Source organism: Rhizobium atlanticum (assembly GCF_030182485.1).
Taxonomy (GTDB): domain Bacteria; phylum Pseudomonadota; class Alphaproteobacteria; order Rhizobiales; family Rhizobiaceae; genus Rhizobium.
This window is the reverse complement of record NZ_JAQJCJ010000002.1, coordinates 94689-112440: the sequence shown is the minus strand read 5'-3', so window position 1 is coordinate 112440 and position 17752 is coordinate 94689. Positions and strand designations below refer to the sequence as shown.

The window sequence follows — 17752 nt, the reverse complement described above, 5'->3', positions numbered from 1 at the left end:
CGGTACAAGCTGCAGCATACAAGGCCGATACCGTAAATGGCGCTCACAGACGTTCAACTTCGAAATGCCAAAAAATCCGAAAAACCTTACAAGCTGCCAGATGGTAAGGGACTCTATCTGTATGTTTCGACGGCCGGCGGTAAGTCCTGGCGGCTTGACTATGCGTATTTTGGGAAGAGAAAGACGCTGACGCTAGGCGCCTATCCCGCGATTGGGCTGGCCGAAGCCCGTAGCCGGCGAGATGAAGCAAAGAAAAAGCTGTCAGAAGGCTTGGATCCCTCGCTGGCGAAGAAGCGCGAGCAATTGGCAGCCAAGGCGGCGGCCGGAAACACCTTCGGGCTGATCGCGGATGAATTCATCGAGAAGCTGCGTCGCGACAAGCGGGCTGAGCCGACCATCGATAAGAACACGTGGATGTTAAAGGTCCTCGCGAAAAAGCTATCTCCATATCCAATCACGCAGATCTCAGCAAAAGACGTCTTGGACGTCCTGACCGTCATCGAAAAAAGCGGGCGCGTCGAGAGTGCCCTCGCCACACGTTCAGCCATAGGGCGGGTCTTCCGGTTCGCAATCGCAACAGCAAGAGCAGAGAACGATCCCACCTCGGCATTGCGAGGCGCCCTCCAGCGCCATGTTCCGGTAAGTCACCCGGCGCTCACCAATCGCAAGGAGCTTGGCGGTCTGATGAGGGCAATTTATGGCTATAATGGCTGGCCGTCCCTTGTCGCAGCATTGAAAATTCAAGCTCTCTGCTTTGCTCGGCCGGGGGAAACCCGCTCGATGGAATGGTCAGAAATCGACCTCGAAAGCGCGATATGGACGATACCCGCCGCAAAGACAAAAATGCGCCGGGAGCATCATGTTCCACTCTCTCGCCAAGCCATCGAGGTCATCAGACATATGCAGGATCTGTTCGGAGATAAGCCAAATGTTTTTCCGTCGATGATCTCCGGCAAGGCGTTGCTTTCGGAAAACTCAATGAACTCGGCTCTGCGCCGGATGGGAGTAGGGGATGAGGAGCACACAGCGCATGGCTTTCGATCATCAGCAAGCAGCATTTTGAACGAGTCGGGAGGGTTCGGAGCCGATGTGATCGAAGCCCAGCTCGCTCATTTAGACGCCTCGAAGGTACGCAGAATTTATAACCGCGCTACTTATTGGGAAGAGCGTACGCGGATGATGCAGTGGTGGGCGGATATGCTTGACGAAGAGCGGCTGAGGCCGTCGTTTGATAAGGTCTCTATGACGCGCCGCCCTTAATATTCACTATCAAGTCGAAAAGCTTGGCGAGTGAGTGCCCCAAAGCTGACTTGGGGCACTCTTTGAGTTACCCTTACGACTTGTCGAAAACCTGTGCGATAGGCGCTAGCCGCTTCGCCGCATCAACGCCGTTCTGCGCCGACTGCTTGGAGGAATAAACCTCCGAATGGCAAAGCGTCTCGCCATTGCCTCCCTTCAAGCGCCAGAAGTAGCCACCGGAGCTTGCGCGGAGAATCTCGAACATACTGTTTGCCCTCCTTGGGGCGAGAATCTAACCCGGCCGAAGCGTCCGGGTTATTGATTTTTAAGGAGGGGACCGCTACGGTTCGTTTGCTTAGGACGTCCTAGCGGGCTTCGGCCCCGGGAATTCGGAGATCGGCTGGTTTACGAGGCCAGTCGATTTTCCATCCACGATGCCTTTGGAGTCAGATACGGCCCCTTAGGCGGCAATTCATCTGGGCTTGCAGCGGCGACATTTGGAAACCTTGTGCCGTCCTTAATCTCAGCAATCCTGCCCTGATTGAGTCCAAAGAAAGCTGCAATATCGTGGTGGCGATCACCACGATCAATCATTCCCTTGATGAGGGATGCATCACGTTCTGAAATTGAGAGGCCGCTCGGCCCTGCTCTTGTCTTCATATATTTCTCCGTCTTTTCCACCTTCGGACTCTAGATCCGACTGAGCCAGAATGCCAGAGATTCCCGGCATGTCAACAGCCGATTTTCATAATTTTTTTTGTCGTATTCGAATACGGCTGAGCGGATTTGGTTTATTTTCTTGACTTCGTAGCCGAATACGGCAAATAGATGCACCCATGGCCAGTGAAAAAGATAGACAACATCAGAACGTTCGCCTTGGTGAAGTAGCTAAGCTATTTGCCGGCGCTAGCATCTCTCGGGGTGAGCATGAGGAAGGTGTTCTCTTCCCGGTGGTAGGCGTTCGCCACTTGGATGATGGCCTCGTAACGGCTACGTCCGAACTCGATTCAATGCTCTTCCCATCGGACGCCCGTGCCCTCCCTTATCAGCTCCGCGAGGGGGATGTTTTGATCACGGGTCGCGGCACCGTGCTAAAATTTGGTCTGGTTGGCTTTGAGACGGCTGGGGCGATCGCCAGTGGCAACATAATAATTGTGCGTCCCATGCCGCCCGTTCGTGGCGAGGTATTGTTTGCAATTCTCTCTAGTGAGGGTTTCCGTCCGAAGATCGAGGTCCTGCAACGGGGGGCGACCTCCCTCTTGTCGTTATCGCCAAGAGATCTTTCAAAACTCGAAATCAGTTTGCCGCCGATTGAGGAACAGGACCTGATCTCTGAATTCGTACGTGCGTCACTCGCCACATATTCAGCTGCGATTCATGCAGCGACAGCTCGTCGCGCATTGGCGCGTGGCGTTATAAACTCACGTCTTTTTGGAACTAAATAGAGAGATTGAATATGGCCAAACTCACACTTGCCGAACTAGAGAACCATCTCTGGAAATCCGCCGACATTTTGCGCGGCTCCATCGATAGTTCCGATTACAAGATCTACATTTTCGGCTTTCTGTTTCTGAAGCGCCTTTCGGATCGTTTCGAGGAAGAGGCCAAGGAGGCTATTCGTCAGGGCCTGCCGCAGGATGTCGCCTACAACGATCCCGACGAGCATGAATTCTTTCTAATTGAACGTGCACGCTGGTCGTCGATCAAAAAGCTGACAACGGCCATTGGCGATCATCTCAACAAAGCATGCGCCGCGATTGAGGATGCCAACCCCTCAATCGAAGGCGTGCTGGCAAACATTGACTTCAACTCCGAATCACGCCTTGGCGATGCAAAGAACCGCGAAGGGGTTCTGTCGCGCCTCATCGACCATTTCTCGCGCATTGATTTGTCGAATGGCTCGCTGTCCGAGCCGGACATGCTTGGTCGCGCCTATGAATATCTGATCGACAAGTTCGCGGACGACGCAGGCAAGAAGGGCGGCGAGTTCTACACGCCGTATCATGTCGTGCGGTTGATCGTCGAGCTGTTGGACCCGAAGCCGGGTATGCGCATAAGCGACCCTACCTGCGGCTCGGGCGGCATGCTGGTCCAGGTTGCGGAGCATGTGGCGAAACTTGAAGGCAAGCGATTAGGCGAAGCGCTCAACATTACGCTTCATGGGCAGGAGAAGAACCTAGGCACGTGGGCGATCGCCAAGATGAACCTGCTGCTGCACGGGCTTCGCGATGCGCGGATTGAAAAGGGCGATACGATCCGCAATCCGCGCCTGCTCGACCAAGACGGCAACCTCTTCCTTTATGATCGGGTGATTGCCAACCCCCCCTTCTCACTGGATAGCTGGGGCGCGGAGGACGTTTCAGGAGATACCGAGACGAAGGGCCACAACCGCTTCATTTACGGCATCCCACCCAAAAACATGGGCGATCTGGCTTTCGTTCAGCACATGGTGGCAACGCTCAACGCCACGGGTGTATGCGGCGTAGTGATGCCGCATGGCGTGCTGTTTCGCGGTTCAGGCGACGGTCGTATTCGCGAGGCGATGCTGAAAGCTGACCTGTTTGAGGCGATCATTGGCCTTCCCGAAAATCTGTTCGCTGGCACAGGTATCCCGGCGACCGTTTTGATCCTCAATAAGGCGAAAGCGCCTGACCGCAAAGGCAAGGTTCTGTTCATCAACGGCGCGAAAGAATTTAGATCTCAGCCCAAGAAGAATGTCCTAGGCGAAAAGAATATTACGCGCATTCTTAGCTCCTTCCTCGCTTGGTCGGATGAGGAGCGGTTCAGTCGCATCGTCGATTTAAAGGAGATCGAAGAGAACGATTTCAACCTGAATATCTCCCGGTACATCGATACGCTCGAGCCGGAAAAGCCGATCGATGTGCAAGCTGAACTAGCCAAGCTCTGGGAAGCCGAGAGAACTCGGGACGAGGCCGCAGCTCGTATGAACAATCTCCTCAAGGAGATGGGCTATGTGGGATAACCGCCCTTCTGACTGGGAGGTGCGGCGTCTCTCGGATATCACAACACGCATAACACGCAAGAATGACGGCGCGGGTCATCCTGTGATGACTATCTCCGCCAAGCGCGGCTTCATGCTTCAGTCCGACAAATATAGTCGGGATATGGCTGGACAAAGCGCCGAACGGTACATTCTATTGAGAAGAGGAGAGTTTGCCTACAATAAGGGCAATTCTCAAGCGGCACCACAGGGTTGTATATTTAGACTAGAAGATGAAAGTGCTGTAATTCCTTTCGTGTATTATTGCTTTTCTCTTGCTCAAGAGATCGACCCCAGATATGCCGCCCATGCATTTCAGAATGGCGTTTTGAACAGAGAATTAGCACGAGCCATTAACTCCGGCGTTCGAAACGACGGCCTCCTAAATTTGCCAGCCGAAGATTTCTTCCGTTGCCAAATCGCCGTCCCGCCGCTTCCCGAGCAGCACGCAATCGCAGAAGTGATGGATGCGGTTGAAGAAACTATCGCCGCGACGACCGCGCTAATCGAAAAACTGTCGTGCGCCAAGTACGCAACCATGCGCGAACTGTTGACCCTCGGCATTCGGCGCGAGAAGGCACCCATGAAGAAGATGCGCACCCGCTGGGTGCTCGGGCGAGTGGCCGAGGGCGTCACCCATATCCCATCGGATTGGGAACTCGTGAGGCTGACGAAGGTCGCCAAACTGGAAAGTGGCCACACACCTGATCGCAAGAAGCCAACCTATTGGGAGGGGGACATTCCTTGGATATCGCTCCAAGACGCTGATGCGCTAGACAAAGTGACCATTTCAGAAACGGCTGAGACCATTGGGCCTCTGGGTTTGGCTAATTCGTCCGCGCGCATGCTTCCCGCGGAAACTGTCGTCTTGCAGCGAACCGCGAACGTCGGTCTTGCGTCGATCATGGGTCGTGAGATGTGTACTAGCCAGCATTTTGCGAATTGGATTTGCGGAGACAGGCTCGATCCCTACTACCTTCAACAGGTTTTTCGGCACATGTCGCGCGAGTGGCAGCGCCTCGTTGCTGGTAGCGTCTTGCCGGACATTTACATGGGCACCTTCAAGGGATTGCAAATTCTTCTCCCGCCCTTAGCGGAGCAGAAGAAGATCGGTGAGATTGGCGTGGCGTTTGATCTGCGAATTGAAGAGGAGCGCCGCGCTTTAGCCGTCCTCCGGGAGAATCGCACCGCTCTCGCGCAAGAACTCCTATCAGGTCGCGTTCGCCTTCCAGACAGCAACGTCGCGCGGCACCGTCATAAAACTGGGAAAGCTGCATGAGCGGAACCAGTGAGCAGCTTGAGCGCGAATGGGTGGAGGTGCCGGCGACGGATTTGTTGCGCGTGCTGTTCGATTATAAGCCGTTGGCTCCAGACGACGTGCGGCGGTTACGCGATGGGCTGGCAACTGAGCCGATTTTGACGGTTCGCCTTGCAGAATGCCTCAAACGCCTCAACCCTTGGCTTGGCGAGGACGGGGTTCGCCGCGCTGTTGCCGCTGTTACGCGCGTTACCGCCGTCGATCTGATGGAAGCCAACGAGAGCGCCTATACGGCTCTTACCTATGGCGTGACCGCCCCTCACACTGAAGGTGGCAGACGACAAGACCGCAATGTGCAGTTCTTCGATTTCGTTGATCCATCCGCCAACACCTTTGAGTTCGCCCGGCAAGTCGCTATAAAGGGCCCGCGTCAGGACATTGTCCCCGATATCGTCGTTTACGTGAACGGCCTCCCGCTTGCGGTTATCGAATGCAAATCGCCTTCTCTGGCCGATCCGATGGGTGAGGCGATCCGCCAATTCAGACGCTATGAAAGCCGTGATGAATTCGTTGGACTTGGCGCTCCCCGCCTGTTCGAGACGGCGCAAATTTCCATCGCGCTTGCGCGCGACGTGGCCAAGTACGGCACGACGCTGACCCCCGCTCGCCAATGGGCCGAATGGAAAGACCCTTATCCGCTCACGCTCGATGCGCTCTCGGCACAACTGGGTCGAACACCAACGGGGCAGGACATCTTGCTCGCGGGTCTCCTCGCGCCCGCCAATTTGCTCGACCTCATCCGCAATTTCGTGATGTTTGAGATCATCGACGGCCGGCGGATCAAGAAGTTGGCACGTTATCAGCAGTTCGTTGCCGTGGGCAAGGCAATAGAGCGCATCCGGAGCGCATTCAATCCTCAACGCCGTGGTGGCGTCATCCACCATACCCAAGGCTCTGGTAAATCGCTCACGATGGTCTTTCTGGCGACTAAGCTCAGACGATTGCCCGAGGCTGAAAACCCAACCATCGTGATCGTCACGGATCGAACTGACCTTGATGACCAGATCACCGGACAATTCAAGCGCTCAGGTTTTGCCAACCCCGTCCAGGCTGAAAGTGGCGAAGCGCTCCGCAAGGCTCTGTCCGGGGGTGCTGGAACCACGGTGCTGACGACCGTTCATAAGTTTCACAGCGCCGTGCCGAAACGTTCTTCTGTCATTTCTGGGGCCCGGAACGTCTTCGTCATGGTCGACGAAGCGCACCGGACGCAATATGGCGCGCTTGCCGCCCGCATGCGCGCAGGGCTGCCCAACGCCTGCATGATCGCTTTTACGGGTACGCCTATAGACAAGAAGGATCGCAGCACCCGCGAGGCGTTCGGCGACTACCTCCACCGCTACCTGATTGATCAGGCCGTGAAGGATGGGGCGACCGTGCCGATCTATTATGAGATGCGCGATGCCCAACTCCGGATCGACGGACGCGATCTTGAGCGGGATATTCGCTCTTCCTTTCCAGACCTTTCAGACGAAGAGATTGAGAGGCTGAAGCGCAGCATGCGCCTTCAGGATAAGTTGGCCGGAGCGCCGGTTCGTGTTCAGGCCATTGCCAGAGACATACTGGAACATTACCGCAGTACAGTTGAGCCAAATGGCTTCAAAGCGCAGATCGTCGCGGTCAGTCGAGACGTCGCCGTGACCTATGTCGAAACCTTACGGCAGCTTGGCGCGCCTGAGTGCGCGCTGATCATGTCCGCATCCAACAATGATAGTGCTCGGCTGCAAGCCCACCACTTTTCCAAGCGGGACCGCGATATCTTGATTGGCCGCTTCAAAAGGCGCGATGATCCGCTGAAAATCTTGGTCGTATGCGACATGCTGCTGACCGGCTTTGACGCGCCGGTAGAGCAGGTTTTGTATCTCGATGCGCCTCTGCGGGAGCACACGCTGTTGCAGGCGATTGCCCGCGTGAATCGGACCGCTGATGGCAAAACCTATGGGCTGGTTGTTGACTACTGGGGTGATAACCGGCGCATTGCCGCTGCCCTGGATATGTTCTCCGACGAGGACGGGATTGCGAGTGCGCTCCGCCCGCTGTCCGAGAAAATTCAGCTTCTGGAAAGTCGGCATCGAGCAGCCATTCGGCTCTTCGAGGGAATGAGCCGTCAGGATGACGCTACATGCGTTGATCTCCTGCGTCCGGACGATACCCGCGCCAAATTCGAACTCGACTTCCTACGTTTTGCGGAAGCCATGGATATGGTCTTGCCTGACCCCAAGGCATTGGAAGAACCTTATCCATCCGACCTGAAGTGGCTGTCACGCATTCGCGTTCTCGCCCGCCGCGCCTATCACGAAGAGCCGTTTGATCCTAAGGATTACGGTGCAAAGGTTGGCGAAATCATCACCAACCACCTCTCGGTGACTGGCGTCGAGCAGTTGCTGGTGAAATTTGACATTCTCGACCCCGCCTTCCGTCCCCACTTGGAAAGCCTGCGGTCGAACGATGCGAAGGCGGCGGAGATCGAGCACGCCATCCGCCAAGAGATCCACGTCCACCGGGACGAAAATCCCATGGCCTACGCTTCTCTCTGGGAACAGCTGGAGCGGATCGTCAACGACAGGCGGGAGGCTCGCGTGTCTGCTGCCAGCGCTTTGAGGCAACTTGAAGCAATGGTGGGGCAAGCCGCAGATATTCGCTTGGGCGTGATGCGCAGGAGCGACGGCCTCACCGGAACCGCTGCCGCCATCCTGCCCTTCATTGACGCTGATCTACCCGACGCCGAGCGCTCGCGGAGCGCTGCCAGTATCACCACGTCACTTGAGGCGTATGCAGAGGTTGTCGATTGGCACCACAAGGAGGACGTGCAGCGGCAGATGCGGCGATCCATCAAGGAGCAGTTGCGCAGCTTGGGACTAGACGCGCACAAGGTCGAAGCGACCACGGCTAAGATCATGGATGTCGCACGCGCGAGGTATGTTTGATGACGGATGCAACTCGTCACTGCATCGTCTTTGGCGGTGAAACGTTCGAATTTCTCATTGAGAGGACAGCGCGGCGGAAAACCGTGGCGATATCGGTTGGCTTCGACGGGGTGCGCGTCCTCGCGCCCTCAGACCTGGATGATGATCGCGTCCTTAGCATCGTCCGCAAGAAAGGCGCTTGGTTGCTTCGCAAAATGGCGGCGTATAACGAACTTGGCGGGCAGCCGATTGCAAGGGAATTTGTCAGCGGGGAGACCTTTTACTATCTCGGCCGCCAGTATCGCTTAAAGCTCATCCCCGACGAAACAGCAGTCACGACCCGGATTGCCGCGAGAGGTTCAACCCTTGTCGCGCCGGTACTGCCAAACGGCCATGCGTCCGTTCAGCGTGCCGCTGTCCGAAGCGGCATCAGGCACTGGTACCGAGCGCACGCGGTTCAGCACTTTCCTGTCCGCGCGCGAATGATCGCAGAGACGCTTGGCATATCGCCACCGATCATCAAAGTCGTTGACCAGTCCAAACGCTGGGGGAGTTGCGATCCTCGGGGACGGATTCGCTTGAACTGGCGCTTGGTCATGGCGCCTATGCCGTTGATCGACTACGTTGTTGCGCACGAGGCCTGCCACGTCCTTGAGCATAATCATTCGCGGCGATTTTGGCGCTCTTTGGAAACGATCATGCCGGACTACGAAGATCGCCTAAGACAACTTGATCGACTGGGGCATTTGTACGTCTGGTGATGGTTTTGGCGCACCTTCAGCAGGAAGAGTGTCAAAGTCGAGTGTGCCCAACCTCATTGTTTTTGTTAGGACCGGCATTGGATGAACTGATCGAGCGCCCTAAGATTGTCGAGAACCTCAAAGCGCTGGCGCGCCGCTGGACTAATTCCAATTGATGAATTTCTACACCGGTTGCGGTCGCGTATCATTTCACCAGTAGGAGGCGAGCCGACATGACGGTGCTTTGCAGGCCAGCCCGGATCTTCGCCTTCTTGCTAGCGATCGCTGGCTGCCCAAACGTTCACGCACAGGAGACTGCAGCCGATGTCAAAGCCGCGATCCTGAATGACCTTGCGCAGCGAGAGAAGGTTCTTGCCGAAGAAACTGCAAAACTCAGGGAGCTTTATCGCGAGCGCGATGTCCTCGACCCTGATAAGCGGTTCGATGAGCTCGGAGTCGAGGCAAAAAAACTGGCCGTCGACGCAGGGAAAGTAGCTGCTAAGCGAGCATCCAATGGCCCTATAAGCGATCCAAAGAAAGCGCTTGACGCGTCGAAGGACGCAAAGGGCCCGTTTGAGCAATTCAAAAAAACAATCGATGCCGAAACGAAAGTGATCGATGAGGCTGATCGGCAAGACTCGATCGGCGACGATCTTGTAAAGCAGGAAGCGAAAGTAAAGAAAGCTAGCGCCGCCGTTCTGAGCGCGAAGGCTGCGGCAGCAGTTCCTCTTCAGATCATCGGAGCAATGGCTGAAGCAGAGCGCATCAAGCTGAAACGGCAGCAAATGGGGGCTAGCCGAGCAGCGGGAGAGGCGGCTGCCAGGCACCAAAGTGAAGTGATCCTAAAAAATATCGACCGTAGCCCTGGGCTATTTCGCACAGATCCCTCGGAGAGCGATCAACAGATCCAGGCTCCGCCCGCGAAGACGATAAACACAACAATCGAGCAGTTCCCGAGCGTTCCAGTGAAGCCACCACCCGCGGCACAGCCGGCACCGCCGCCCCAGCCCAAGGTCGAGAATAAACCGCTATGAAACAGAGGCTATTATGAAGATTGCTAAGAGTGCGCTGTGGATGATTTGCGCCGTGTCGGTCTTGGCCACGCCCTCCATAACTAATTCATATGTCGTTGACGGCAGAAAAAATTGCCCATGGTACAATCTAGAGCACACTTGGGCGAATTACCTTAGCCTGAAGTACGGCGACCGAGACGCCGCATTCTCGATTCACTTTTCTAGACACATCGGGGATATCGAAGGAGGGACATGTTATACCGCCGGCTACCAAGGAAATCAAAGCTGGGTCGCTTGGGGTAAAGTCCGGAATACGAAACGAGACAAAACCGAATACCGCACGGGTGGAGATCCCGCACAGAATAAAGTGAACGTTTGGGGTGCAATGTTTACATTCAATGAGGCAGGTGAACTGACCTATGATGCAGACGGCCAACCGGCAGGCCAGATGTATTGCCATCTAGGCTCCGAATGCTGGAAGTGAGTTTTGCCCTCGCGGCAATGGACGCTGCCCTAGGAAGATCGTTCGAACTATCATCGAGCATCTGGCGATAAAACGACCGCCTCATGACTCATTGGCATTCAAGACGCGATATACTTGCATTCGCGAACAACCAATCGCTTTGGCGATTGCCGTCGCGCCGACTCCGGAAGCAGATAGGTCTCGGATCCTTTGGTGGTCAACCCTAACCGCACCGCCCTTGTATTTTCCTGCTGACTTTGCCCTTTCGATTCCTTCCCGTTGTCGCTCCTTGATGAAACGACGCTCCATCTGAGCGACCATGCCGAGCACAGTTAGAATGACGTGCCCCATCTCACCACGCGTCGAGACATGCGGATCGAGTATCGTTACGAAAGCTCCGCGTTGCTCGCACTCATGTACGATGTTGAGCACATCCCGCGTGTCGCGACCGAGACGGTCCAATCGCGTCACGACCAGCTCGTCACCTTCGCGGAGGAACTCGATAATTGTTTCGAGTTCTGTTCGTCCCTCCCGGCTGCCCCCCGAAACCTTTTCTGCTCGCACGATCACGCAGCCCTCGGCATGCAGGCGTTGCCGCTGAATTTCGAAATCCTGGTCAGTTGTACTGACCCGCGCGTAGCCGATCTTCTGACCTTGCCCCCAAGTTTTATCCAGTTTTGAGGTTGCTCCAGCGGTTTTGGGTTGCTGTATTCGGGGCGGTAGCGGCGGGTTGCGGTGCGGAGCCATTCCGGCTGCGCAGCACCGCATCACGTCGCGGGTTGATTGTCTGAGCGAACTCGGCAGGTGTCATCCAGCCGAGTCCAGAGTGTGGTCGATGATCGTTGTAATCGCTGCGCCAGTTTGAAAGCGCTGATCGAGCATGGAACAGTGACGAGAATAGAGTTTCATTCAGGAACTCATCTCGCAGCCGCCCATTGAAGCTTTCGATGAAGGCATTCTGAATCGGTTTGCCCGGTGCGATGTAGTGCCATTCCACCTTGGTCCGATCCGTCCATTGCAGGATCGCGTTGCTGGTGAACTCGCTGCCATTGTCGCTGACGATCATCTTCGGCTTGCCTCGTCCCTCGATGATCCGGTCCAGCTCACGGGCAACCCGCAGGCCGGAAAGGGACGTATCGGCGACGAGGCCCAGGCATTCCCTGGTGCAATCGTCGACGACCGTAAGCACCCGGAACCTGCGACCATCGGTGAGCTGATCCGATACGAAGTCCAGTGACCAGCGATCATTGGCGGCAAGCGGGATCAGCATCGGTGCTCGTGTGCCTATCGCTCGTTTCCGACCGCCGCGCTTGCGCACCGTCAGCTTCTCTTCCCGATAGAGCCGGAAGAGCCGCTTGTGGTTCACAAGGTGACCCTCACGCCTGAGCAGCACATGAAGGCGTCGATATCCAAAGCGGCGGCGTTCATGCGCCAGCGCCTTCACTCGCTCGCGAAGGTCATGGTCATCACTGCGCCTGGTTTCGTAACCGCATTGTCCAGCATCGCATCTGCCAGGAGCCGTTTCAGCTTCGTGTTTTCGTCCTCCAGCGTCTTCAGACGCTTGGCTTCGGATACGTCCATGCCACCGAATTTGGCTTTCCATTTATAAATGCTGGCATCGCTGACGCCGTGCTTGCGGCAAAGCTCCGAGACTGGCGTGCCGGCCTCGTGCTCCTTCAGAATGCCGATAATCTGTTCGTCTGTGAAACGTTTGCGCTTCATTCCCTGGTCCTCTCAATGGGCCAGAGCTTACTTCAAAATGGATTATTTCAACGGGGCAAGGTCAAGCCGGGCTTCGGTTCAGATGAGGGTCGTCACAACATCTACGTTGCCGTGCGTCGCTTTGGAGTACGGGCAGATGTTGTGGGCGTCATCCAGCAGCGCCGTTGCGACCGCAGGATCGACGCCGGGAACACTTACGTTGAGGCGGGCACGGAGGAAGAACGAACCATCCTCGAGATTCAGGTCGATCTCGGCGTCAACCGCGAGACCTTCCGGAAGCTTGATGTGCTTCTGCGATGCAGCATATTCGATAGCGCCCATGTAGCAGGCCGACCAAGCCGCACCGAACAGATTTTCTGCTGCTGGATGCGGCTGCTTCATCTTGATGTCGAGGTGACCATCGCTACTGCGCGCGCCGCCTTCGTGACCATTCGTGTTGTGGGTCTTACCGGTGAAAAGGACCTTGTGTGTCATGGCGAAACTCCTCTGTGTTGGTTGAGTGTCTGCACCCGTTGTGCTGCCAACAGAGGTACTGCCGCACGTCCAGAATCGCACGTTAGTCGTTGTTAGACGTTGATTGCCGCCACTCTCCAACAAACAAGGATTAACAACGCCTAACGTGAGCATCGGGGCGGCTCGGCGTAGTTTTTAGGGCAGCACAACGGTGCAGACTCTCAACCGCAATTCTCGAGGAGAGAGACCATGACCACCACCAGAACCGAAGTTATCGACCTGGATCGACGCCGACTTTTGGGTGCCACCGCGACCGGCATCGCCGCACTCGCTATCGCAAACGCGTTTCCTAAGCGTTCAATTGCATCGACCGATCCCGAAGCAATCCGTCCGTTCCGGGTCGACATTCCAGAAGCTGATCTTGATGATCTGCGTTATCGGCTTGTACACACCCGGCTGCCTGAAAAGGAAACGGTCGACGACTTCTCGCAGGGCGTGCCGCTCAAGACGATCAAGCAGGTCCTCCAGCATTGGCAGACGAAGTATGACTGGCGGAAGGTGGAGGCGCGGATCAACAGCTATCCGAACTTCCTCACCGAAATCGATGGGCTGGATATTCATTTCATCCATGTCCGCTCGAAGCACCAGGATGCCATGCCGATCATCATCACTCATGGCTGGCCTGGATCGATCGTCGAGCAACTGAAGATCATCGAGCCGCTGACCGACCCGACTGCCTATGGTGGTGATGCCTCTGACGCCTTCCACGTCGTCATTCCGTCGATGCCCGGTTTCGGGTTCTCCGGGAAGCCGGAAGCGACCGGCTGGGGTCCGGAGCGTATTGCGAGCGCATGGATCACCTTGATGCGGCGGCTCGGCTATGATCGGTTTGCCGCACAGGGAGGCGATTGGGGTGGAATTGTAACCAATCAGATCGCCGTGCAGGCTCCGCCGGAATTGCTCGGGATCCATACGAACTTCCCTGAGACGGTTCCTCCGGAGATCGACCAGGCGGCTTTCGCCGGCCGTCCAGTTCCTGCAGGCCTGTCTGACGAGGAGAAGGCGACCTACGAACAGCTCGCATTCTTCTACAAGCACGTCTACTACGCCTTCGAAATGGGCACACGGCCACAAACCCTAGTGGCATTGACGGATTCGCCCATGGGTCTTGCAACCTTCATGCTCGACCACGACGCACGGAGCCTGGAGATGATCTCCCGCTCCTTTGATGGCCAACCTGAGGGTTTGTCGCCCGACGACGTGCTCGACAACGTGACGCTGTTCTGGCTGACGAACACGGGTGTTTCGGCCGCTCGTCTCTATTGGGAGAACAAGATTCCTTTCTTTTCGCCCAAGGGCATCAAAGTACCAGTCGCGTTGAGTGTCTTCCCGGAGGAGTTGTTCGTAACGCCCCGAACCTGGGCTGAGGCCGCTTACCCCAATCTCATCCACTACAACAAGGTGGCAAAGGGCGGGCATTTCGCAGCTTGGGAACAGCCGAGGCTCTTCACAGACGAGGTTCGGACCGGGTTGCGAAGCCTGCGCAAAGCTAGCTGACCTGTTCGGCGCGTGCATATGCGCGCGCCTCCCTCCTTCACCGGGGTACGATCATGCAACATGTGCATACTGCCAGGACAGAGACAATTGGCAGCCGAGAGAACGGCTTCGCGCGCAGCTCGGACGGCGCTCTCGACATTAGACTTTCAAATCCTGCCGGCAATCGGCTGGGCACGAACCCGGAGCAGCTTGTCGCGATTGCCTGGTCCGCGAGTTTCGCAAGTTCGCTGAAACATGTCGCCGACCTCAGGCGAGTTATGCTCCATTCCGACGTCAGGATATATGCCGATGTGGATTTATCGTCGGACGATCAGGGATATGTCGTCGGTGTCCGCCTCGATATCTACCTCCCGGGACTGGATCGCGACATCGCATCGCGTTTGATTGAAGCGGCTCGACTTGAGTGTCCATACTGCCGAGCGACGCGCGGGAACATCAATGCCTTTTACAATCTCGTCTGAGTGCACGGGGTGGGTAAACCGAATGTTGGGCCGCAATGGCAGCGAAGAAGGCGTTGGAGTATAAAGAGGCGCGGTGGGGTGATTAGAGGGGATGAAATGACGCCGGCGACAGGCGATGCGGCAGGTGAGCTGTCCTTCGGCCCCTTTTGTCTGAATGTGGATCAGCGCCTTCTTGCGAAAGAAGGAGTTCCTGTCGATCTTGGTGCACGTGCGCTGGACCTTTTGATCGCACTTGTGAGCGCTCCCAACACCCTTTTGAGCAAGCATGAGCTGATGTCCCGGATTTGGCCGGACGTTGTTGTCGAGGAAGGCAACCTGCGCTTCCACATGACCGGGTTGCGCAAGGCGCTCGGCGACGGGCAGGATGGGGCCCGTTACATCACCACGATCCCCGGCCGCGGCTACTGCTTCGTTGCACCGATCAAAGGCTCGGCCCCTGCACAGGCCCCCGGTCATGACGCCGTAAAATTCAGGCATGCCAATCTTCCCCACCGTTTGGAACGCATGGTCGGGCGCGACGGTGATATTCTTGACCTCTCGGACCGGCTGTCGAGGTATCCGGTGGTTTCCATCGTCGGAGGCGGAGGCGTCGGCAAAACCACGGTCGCGATTGCATTGGCCAATCATCTGGCGGCGGCGTTCGATGGAGCCGCGGTACTTGCCGATTTTGGAACGTTAAGCGATCCAAACCTCGTTTCGCCGGCCCTCGCGTCGATGCTCGGAATACCGGTCGGCTCCGACGACGTGCGTCCCAGCCTGCTGGCCTATCTTCGTGACAAGCGCATCCTTCTCGTGTTCGATACCTGCGAACACGTGGTCGATACCGTGGCAGACCTCGCGGCGAGTATAATCGACGCCGCGCCACAGGTACGCATCCTCGTCACGAGCCGCGAAGCGCTTAGGATCGAAGGCGAAAGCATCTACAAACTTGAAACATTGGCCTGCGCTCCAGACGAGCCGGGCATCACTGCCGAAGCCATCCTCTCCTACCCCGCCTCCCAACTGTTCGTCGAACGCATCGCCGCGAGCGGGGCTGCCTTCGCAGCAAGTAACGAGGACGCCCTTATCATTGCAGCAATCTGCCGTAAGCTTGACGGCATGGCACTTGCGCTGGAGCTGGCCGCAAGGCGGGTCGAGACATACGGACTTTCCCAGACGGCGGCCCTGCTTGATCAGCATCTTGCCTTAGCGTGGGTCGGTTCACGCAACGCGCCGCCTCGTCAGAAAACGTTGCAGGCAACCCTCGACTGGAGCTTCGGGCTGCTGTCGGAACTCGAACGCACCGTTCTACGAAGACTGTCAATCTTCGTTGGCGATTTCACGCTCGATGCCGCGTGGGAGGTGATCGCCACACCTTCCCTTGATCGACCTGCACTCATCGCGCCGAGCTGGCGGCGAGTCACGCGGCATACTACCGGCGTTGGTTGGAGCAGTTCGGTCCGGATTGGCCAACGCTCTCGAACGGGCCCGAGCGACTGCCGTATTTCCTCGGCATCAACAACGTCCGGGCAGCCTTGGAATGGGCGTTCGGCGACAACGGCAACGCCGACATAGGCATCAGTCTCGCCGCTGCGGCAGTTCCCGTATTTCAGGCGATGTCGCTCTTTCCCGAATGCGAGCGCTGGTCCGAGCGCGCCCTTTCTGCAATGGGCGACAACCATGAGGAAACCCGTGAGGAGATGCATCTTCAGGCTGGCCGCGGCATCTCCCGCATGTATCTTCGCGGCGGTCGTGACACGCTTCCTCCCCTCACCAGGAGCCTCGAAATAGCCGAAAGACGCGGAGATGCGGTCGATCAGCTAAAGGTTCTTGGACCATTGAACATGTTTTACCTCCGAACGGGAGATTTTAAATCGGCGCTACAGTGTGCCTATCGCTGTTCATCTGTCGCTGAGGCAACCGACGAGCCTTCGGCCATTTCACTTGGGCACTTCTTTCTCGGCAACTCGCTGCATTTCAGCGGTGAAATCGGTAAAGCAAAGCTGGAGCTGGAGGCCTCGTTGTCGGTCGATCCACTCCCAAGCCGGGCACCCGGGAGCTATGTCGGCTTCCGGGGTCGCGGGCTAGCAGGCGGCATCCTAGCGAGAAACCTTTGGCTGCAGGGCCTTCCTGACCGAGCCGAATCCATGGCGCGGCAGACAATAAAGGAGGCTGCAGCCGCGGACCATTCGCTAACCCTCTGTATCGCGCTACTCGGGGGTATCGCGGTATTCCTCTGGCGGGGCGACCTGGCGAGCGCGCAGGAGTACATAGATTGGCTAATTTCCCGGGCTGGGCTGCATTCCCTGTCGCCGTACGTGTCGGTCGCTAGAGGATTCGAAGGAGAAGTCGCGATCCGCCGGGGCGATCCCGACGGTGGCGTCGATATCATCCGTCGCTGTATCGAAAGGCTCCATGGGTCAACATATGAAGTCTTTACCACTATGTTAGAACTCTCGCTGATCAAGGGATTAGCTGCGTTGGGCAAGGTCGAGGAAGGCTTGGAGCGCGTCGACAAGGCCATCCAATCGGTCCAAACCAATGGAGACTTCTGTTATAGCCCAGAGCTTCTGCGCATGAAGGGTACCCTTCTGCGAAATAATCCCTCTTCGGATGAGGCGCGCACCTCCATCGCAGGAGCCATTCATGCAAGTCGAAAGATGGGTGCGCGCGGATGGGAATTGCGAGCTTCGTGCGATCTCGCCGCACTTGAGATGGAATACGGAAATAAGGTGGAAGCCGTTGCGATCCTTCAGCCCGTCATCAACAAGTTTACCGAAGGCCGCAATACCATCGACCTAAAGGTGGCCGAAGAGCTACTGGCCCGAGCCTCGCTTCAATAGCCATCCATCACCCTCTTCCGTTGGAACTCCGGTGTGGCAGCTAACAGCTAACGGCTGCTT

At 56.8% G+C, this 17752-nt stretch carries 16 protein-coding genes and 1 pseudogene; 12 read left to right on the top strand and 5 right to left on the bottom strand.

The window, feature by feature from the left end; genetic code table 11:
- Nucleotides 1-36: 36 nt before the first annotated feature.
- Nucleotides 37-1260, top strand: a complete 1224-nt coding sequence (locus PH551_RS02940; protein ID WP_285191800.1) for a tyrosine-type recombinase/integrase — start codon at nt 37-39, stop codon at nt 1258-1260.
- 73 nt (nt 1261-1333) lie between these two features.
- On the opposite strand, the gene PH551_RS02935 is transcribed toward PH551_RS02940, so the two are convergent.
- Both PH551_RS02935 and PH551_RS02930 read right to left on the bottom strand, forming a co-directional pair.
- Nucleotides 1334-1504, bottom strand: coding sequence for a YegP family protein (locus PH551_RS02935; RefSeq protein ID WP_285191799.1), 171 nt, complete (start codon nt 1502-1504; stop codon nt 1334-1336).
- Nucleotides 1505-1644: 140 nt separating this feature from the next.
- Nucleotides 1645-1899, bottom strand: coding sequence for a hypothetical protein (locus tag PH551_RS02930; protein ID WP_285192135.1), 255 nt, complete (start codon nt 1897-1899; stop codon nt 1645-1647).
- A 176-nt stretch (nt 1900-2075) separates the two neighbouring features.
- Here PH551_RS02930 and PH551_RS02925 point away from each other — a divergent pair, with 176 nt between their 5' ends.
- From PH551_RS02925 to PH551_RS02895, 7 genes are all read left to right on the top strand, one after another.
- Nucleotides 2076-2684, top strand: coding sequence for a restriction endonuclease subunit S (locus tag PH551_RS02925; RefSeq protein WP_285191798.1), 609 nt, complete (start codon nt 2076-2078; stop codon nt 2682-2684).
- An 11-nt stretch (nt 2685-2695) separates the two neighbouring features.
- Nucleotides 2696-4222, top strand: coding sequence for a type I restriction-modification system subunit M (locus tag PH551_RS02920; RefSeq protein ID WP_285191797.1), 1527 nt, complete (start codon nt 2696-2698; stop codon nt 4220-4222).
- Nucleotides 4212-5519, top strand: coding sequence for a restriction endonuclease subunit S (locus PH551_RS02915; RefSeq protein ID WP_285191796.1), 1308 nt, complete (start codon nt 4212-4214; stop codon nt 5517-5519). The genes PH551_RS02920 and PH551_RS02915 overlap by 11 nt, the downstream gene beginning before the upstream one ends.
- The gene (locus PH551_RS02910; RefSeq protein ID WP_285191795.1) at nt 5516-8482 is read left to right on the top strand and encodes a type I restriction endonuclease subunit R; all 2967 of its coding nucleotides are present in this window, start codon (nt 5516-5518) and stop codon (nt 8480-8482) included. Before PH551_RS02915 ends, PH551_RS02910 begins: the two co-directional genes overlap by 4 nt.
- Nucleotides 8482-9222, top strand: a complete 741-nt coding sequence (locus PH551_RS02905) for a M48 family metallopeptidase (RefSeq protein ID WP_285191794.1) — start codon at nt 8482-8484, stop codon at nt 9220-9222. The genes PH551_RS02910 and PH551_RS02905 overlap by 1 nt, the downstream gene beginning before the upstream one ends.
- Nucleotides 9223-9434: 212 nt before the next feature.
- Complete coding sequence (locus PH551_RS02900) at nt 9435-10235, top strand: hypothetical protein (RefSeq protein ID WP_285191793.1); 801 nt, start codon at nt 9435-9437, stop codon at nt 10233-10235.
- Nucleotides 10236-10248: 13 nt separating this feature from the next.
- Nucleotides 10249-10698 carry a hypothetical protein gene (locus tag PH551_RS02895; RefSeq protein WP_285191792.1) on the top strand — a complete coding sequence of 150 codons (450 nt, stop codon included), beginning with the start codon at nt 10249-10251 and terminating at the stop codon, nt 10696-10698.
- An 81-nt stretch (nt 10699-10779) separates the two neighbouring features.
- Here the strand turns inward: PH551_RS02895 and PH551_RS02890 are convergent, their stop codons facing one another.
- From PH551_RS02890 to PH551_RS02880, 3 genes and pseudogenes are all read right to left on the bottom strand, one after another.
- Nucleotides 10780-11352, bottom strand: coding sequence for a recombinase family protein (locus PH551_RS02890; RefSeq protein WP_285192122.1), 573 nt, complete (start codon nt 11350-11352; stop codon nt 10780-10782).
- Nucleotides 11345-12399 (bottom strand): annotated as a pseudogene (locus PH551_RS02885) (IS3 family transposase). Before PH551_RS02885 ends, PH551_RS02890 begins: the two are co-directional and overlap by 8 nt.
- Before the next feature lie 78 nt (nt 12400-12477).
- Complete coding sequence (locus PH551_RS02880) at nt 12478-12873, bottom strand: Ohr family peroxiredoxin (RefSeq protein WP_285191791.1); 396 nt, start codon at nt 12871-12873, stop codon at nt 12478-12480.
- A gap of 228 nt (nt 12874-13101) precedes the next feature.
- On the opposite strand from PH551_RS02880, the gene PH551_RS02875 reads away from it, so the two are divergent.
- The 4 genes from PH551_RS02875 to PH551_RS33015 all read left to right on the top strand — a co-directional run bounded on the left by PH551_RS02875 (nt 13102) and on the right by PH551_RS33015 (nt 17692).
- Nucleotides 13102-14409, top strand: a complete 1308-nt coding sequence (locus PH551_RS02875; RefSeq protein WP_285191790.1) for an epoxide hydrolase family protein — start codon at nt 13102-13104, stop codon at nt 14407-14409.
- A 53-nt stretch (nt 14410-14462) separates the two neighbouring features.
- Entirely contained in the window at nt 14463-14870 is a 408-nt protein-coding gene (locus PH551_RS02870; protein ID WP_285191789.1) for an Ohr family peroxiredoxin, read from the top strand.
- Between the two features lie 96 nt (nt 14871-14966).
- Entirely contained in the window at nt 14967-16424 is a 1458-nt protein-coding gene (locus PH551_RS33020) for an ATP-binding protein (RefSeq protein ID WP_483315403.1), read from the top strand.
- Nucleotides 16385-17692, top strand: coding sequence for a hypothetical protein (locus PH551_RS33015; RefSeq protein ID WP_483315402.1), 1308 nt, complete (start codon nt 16385-16387; stop codon nt 17690-17692). Before PH551_RS33020 ends, PH551_RS33015 begins: the two co-directional genes overlap by 40 nt.
- The last annotated feature ends 60 nt before the right edge of the window (nt 17693-17752 follow it).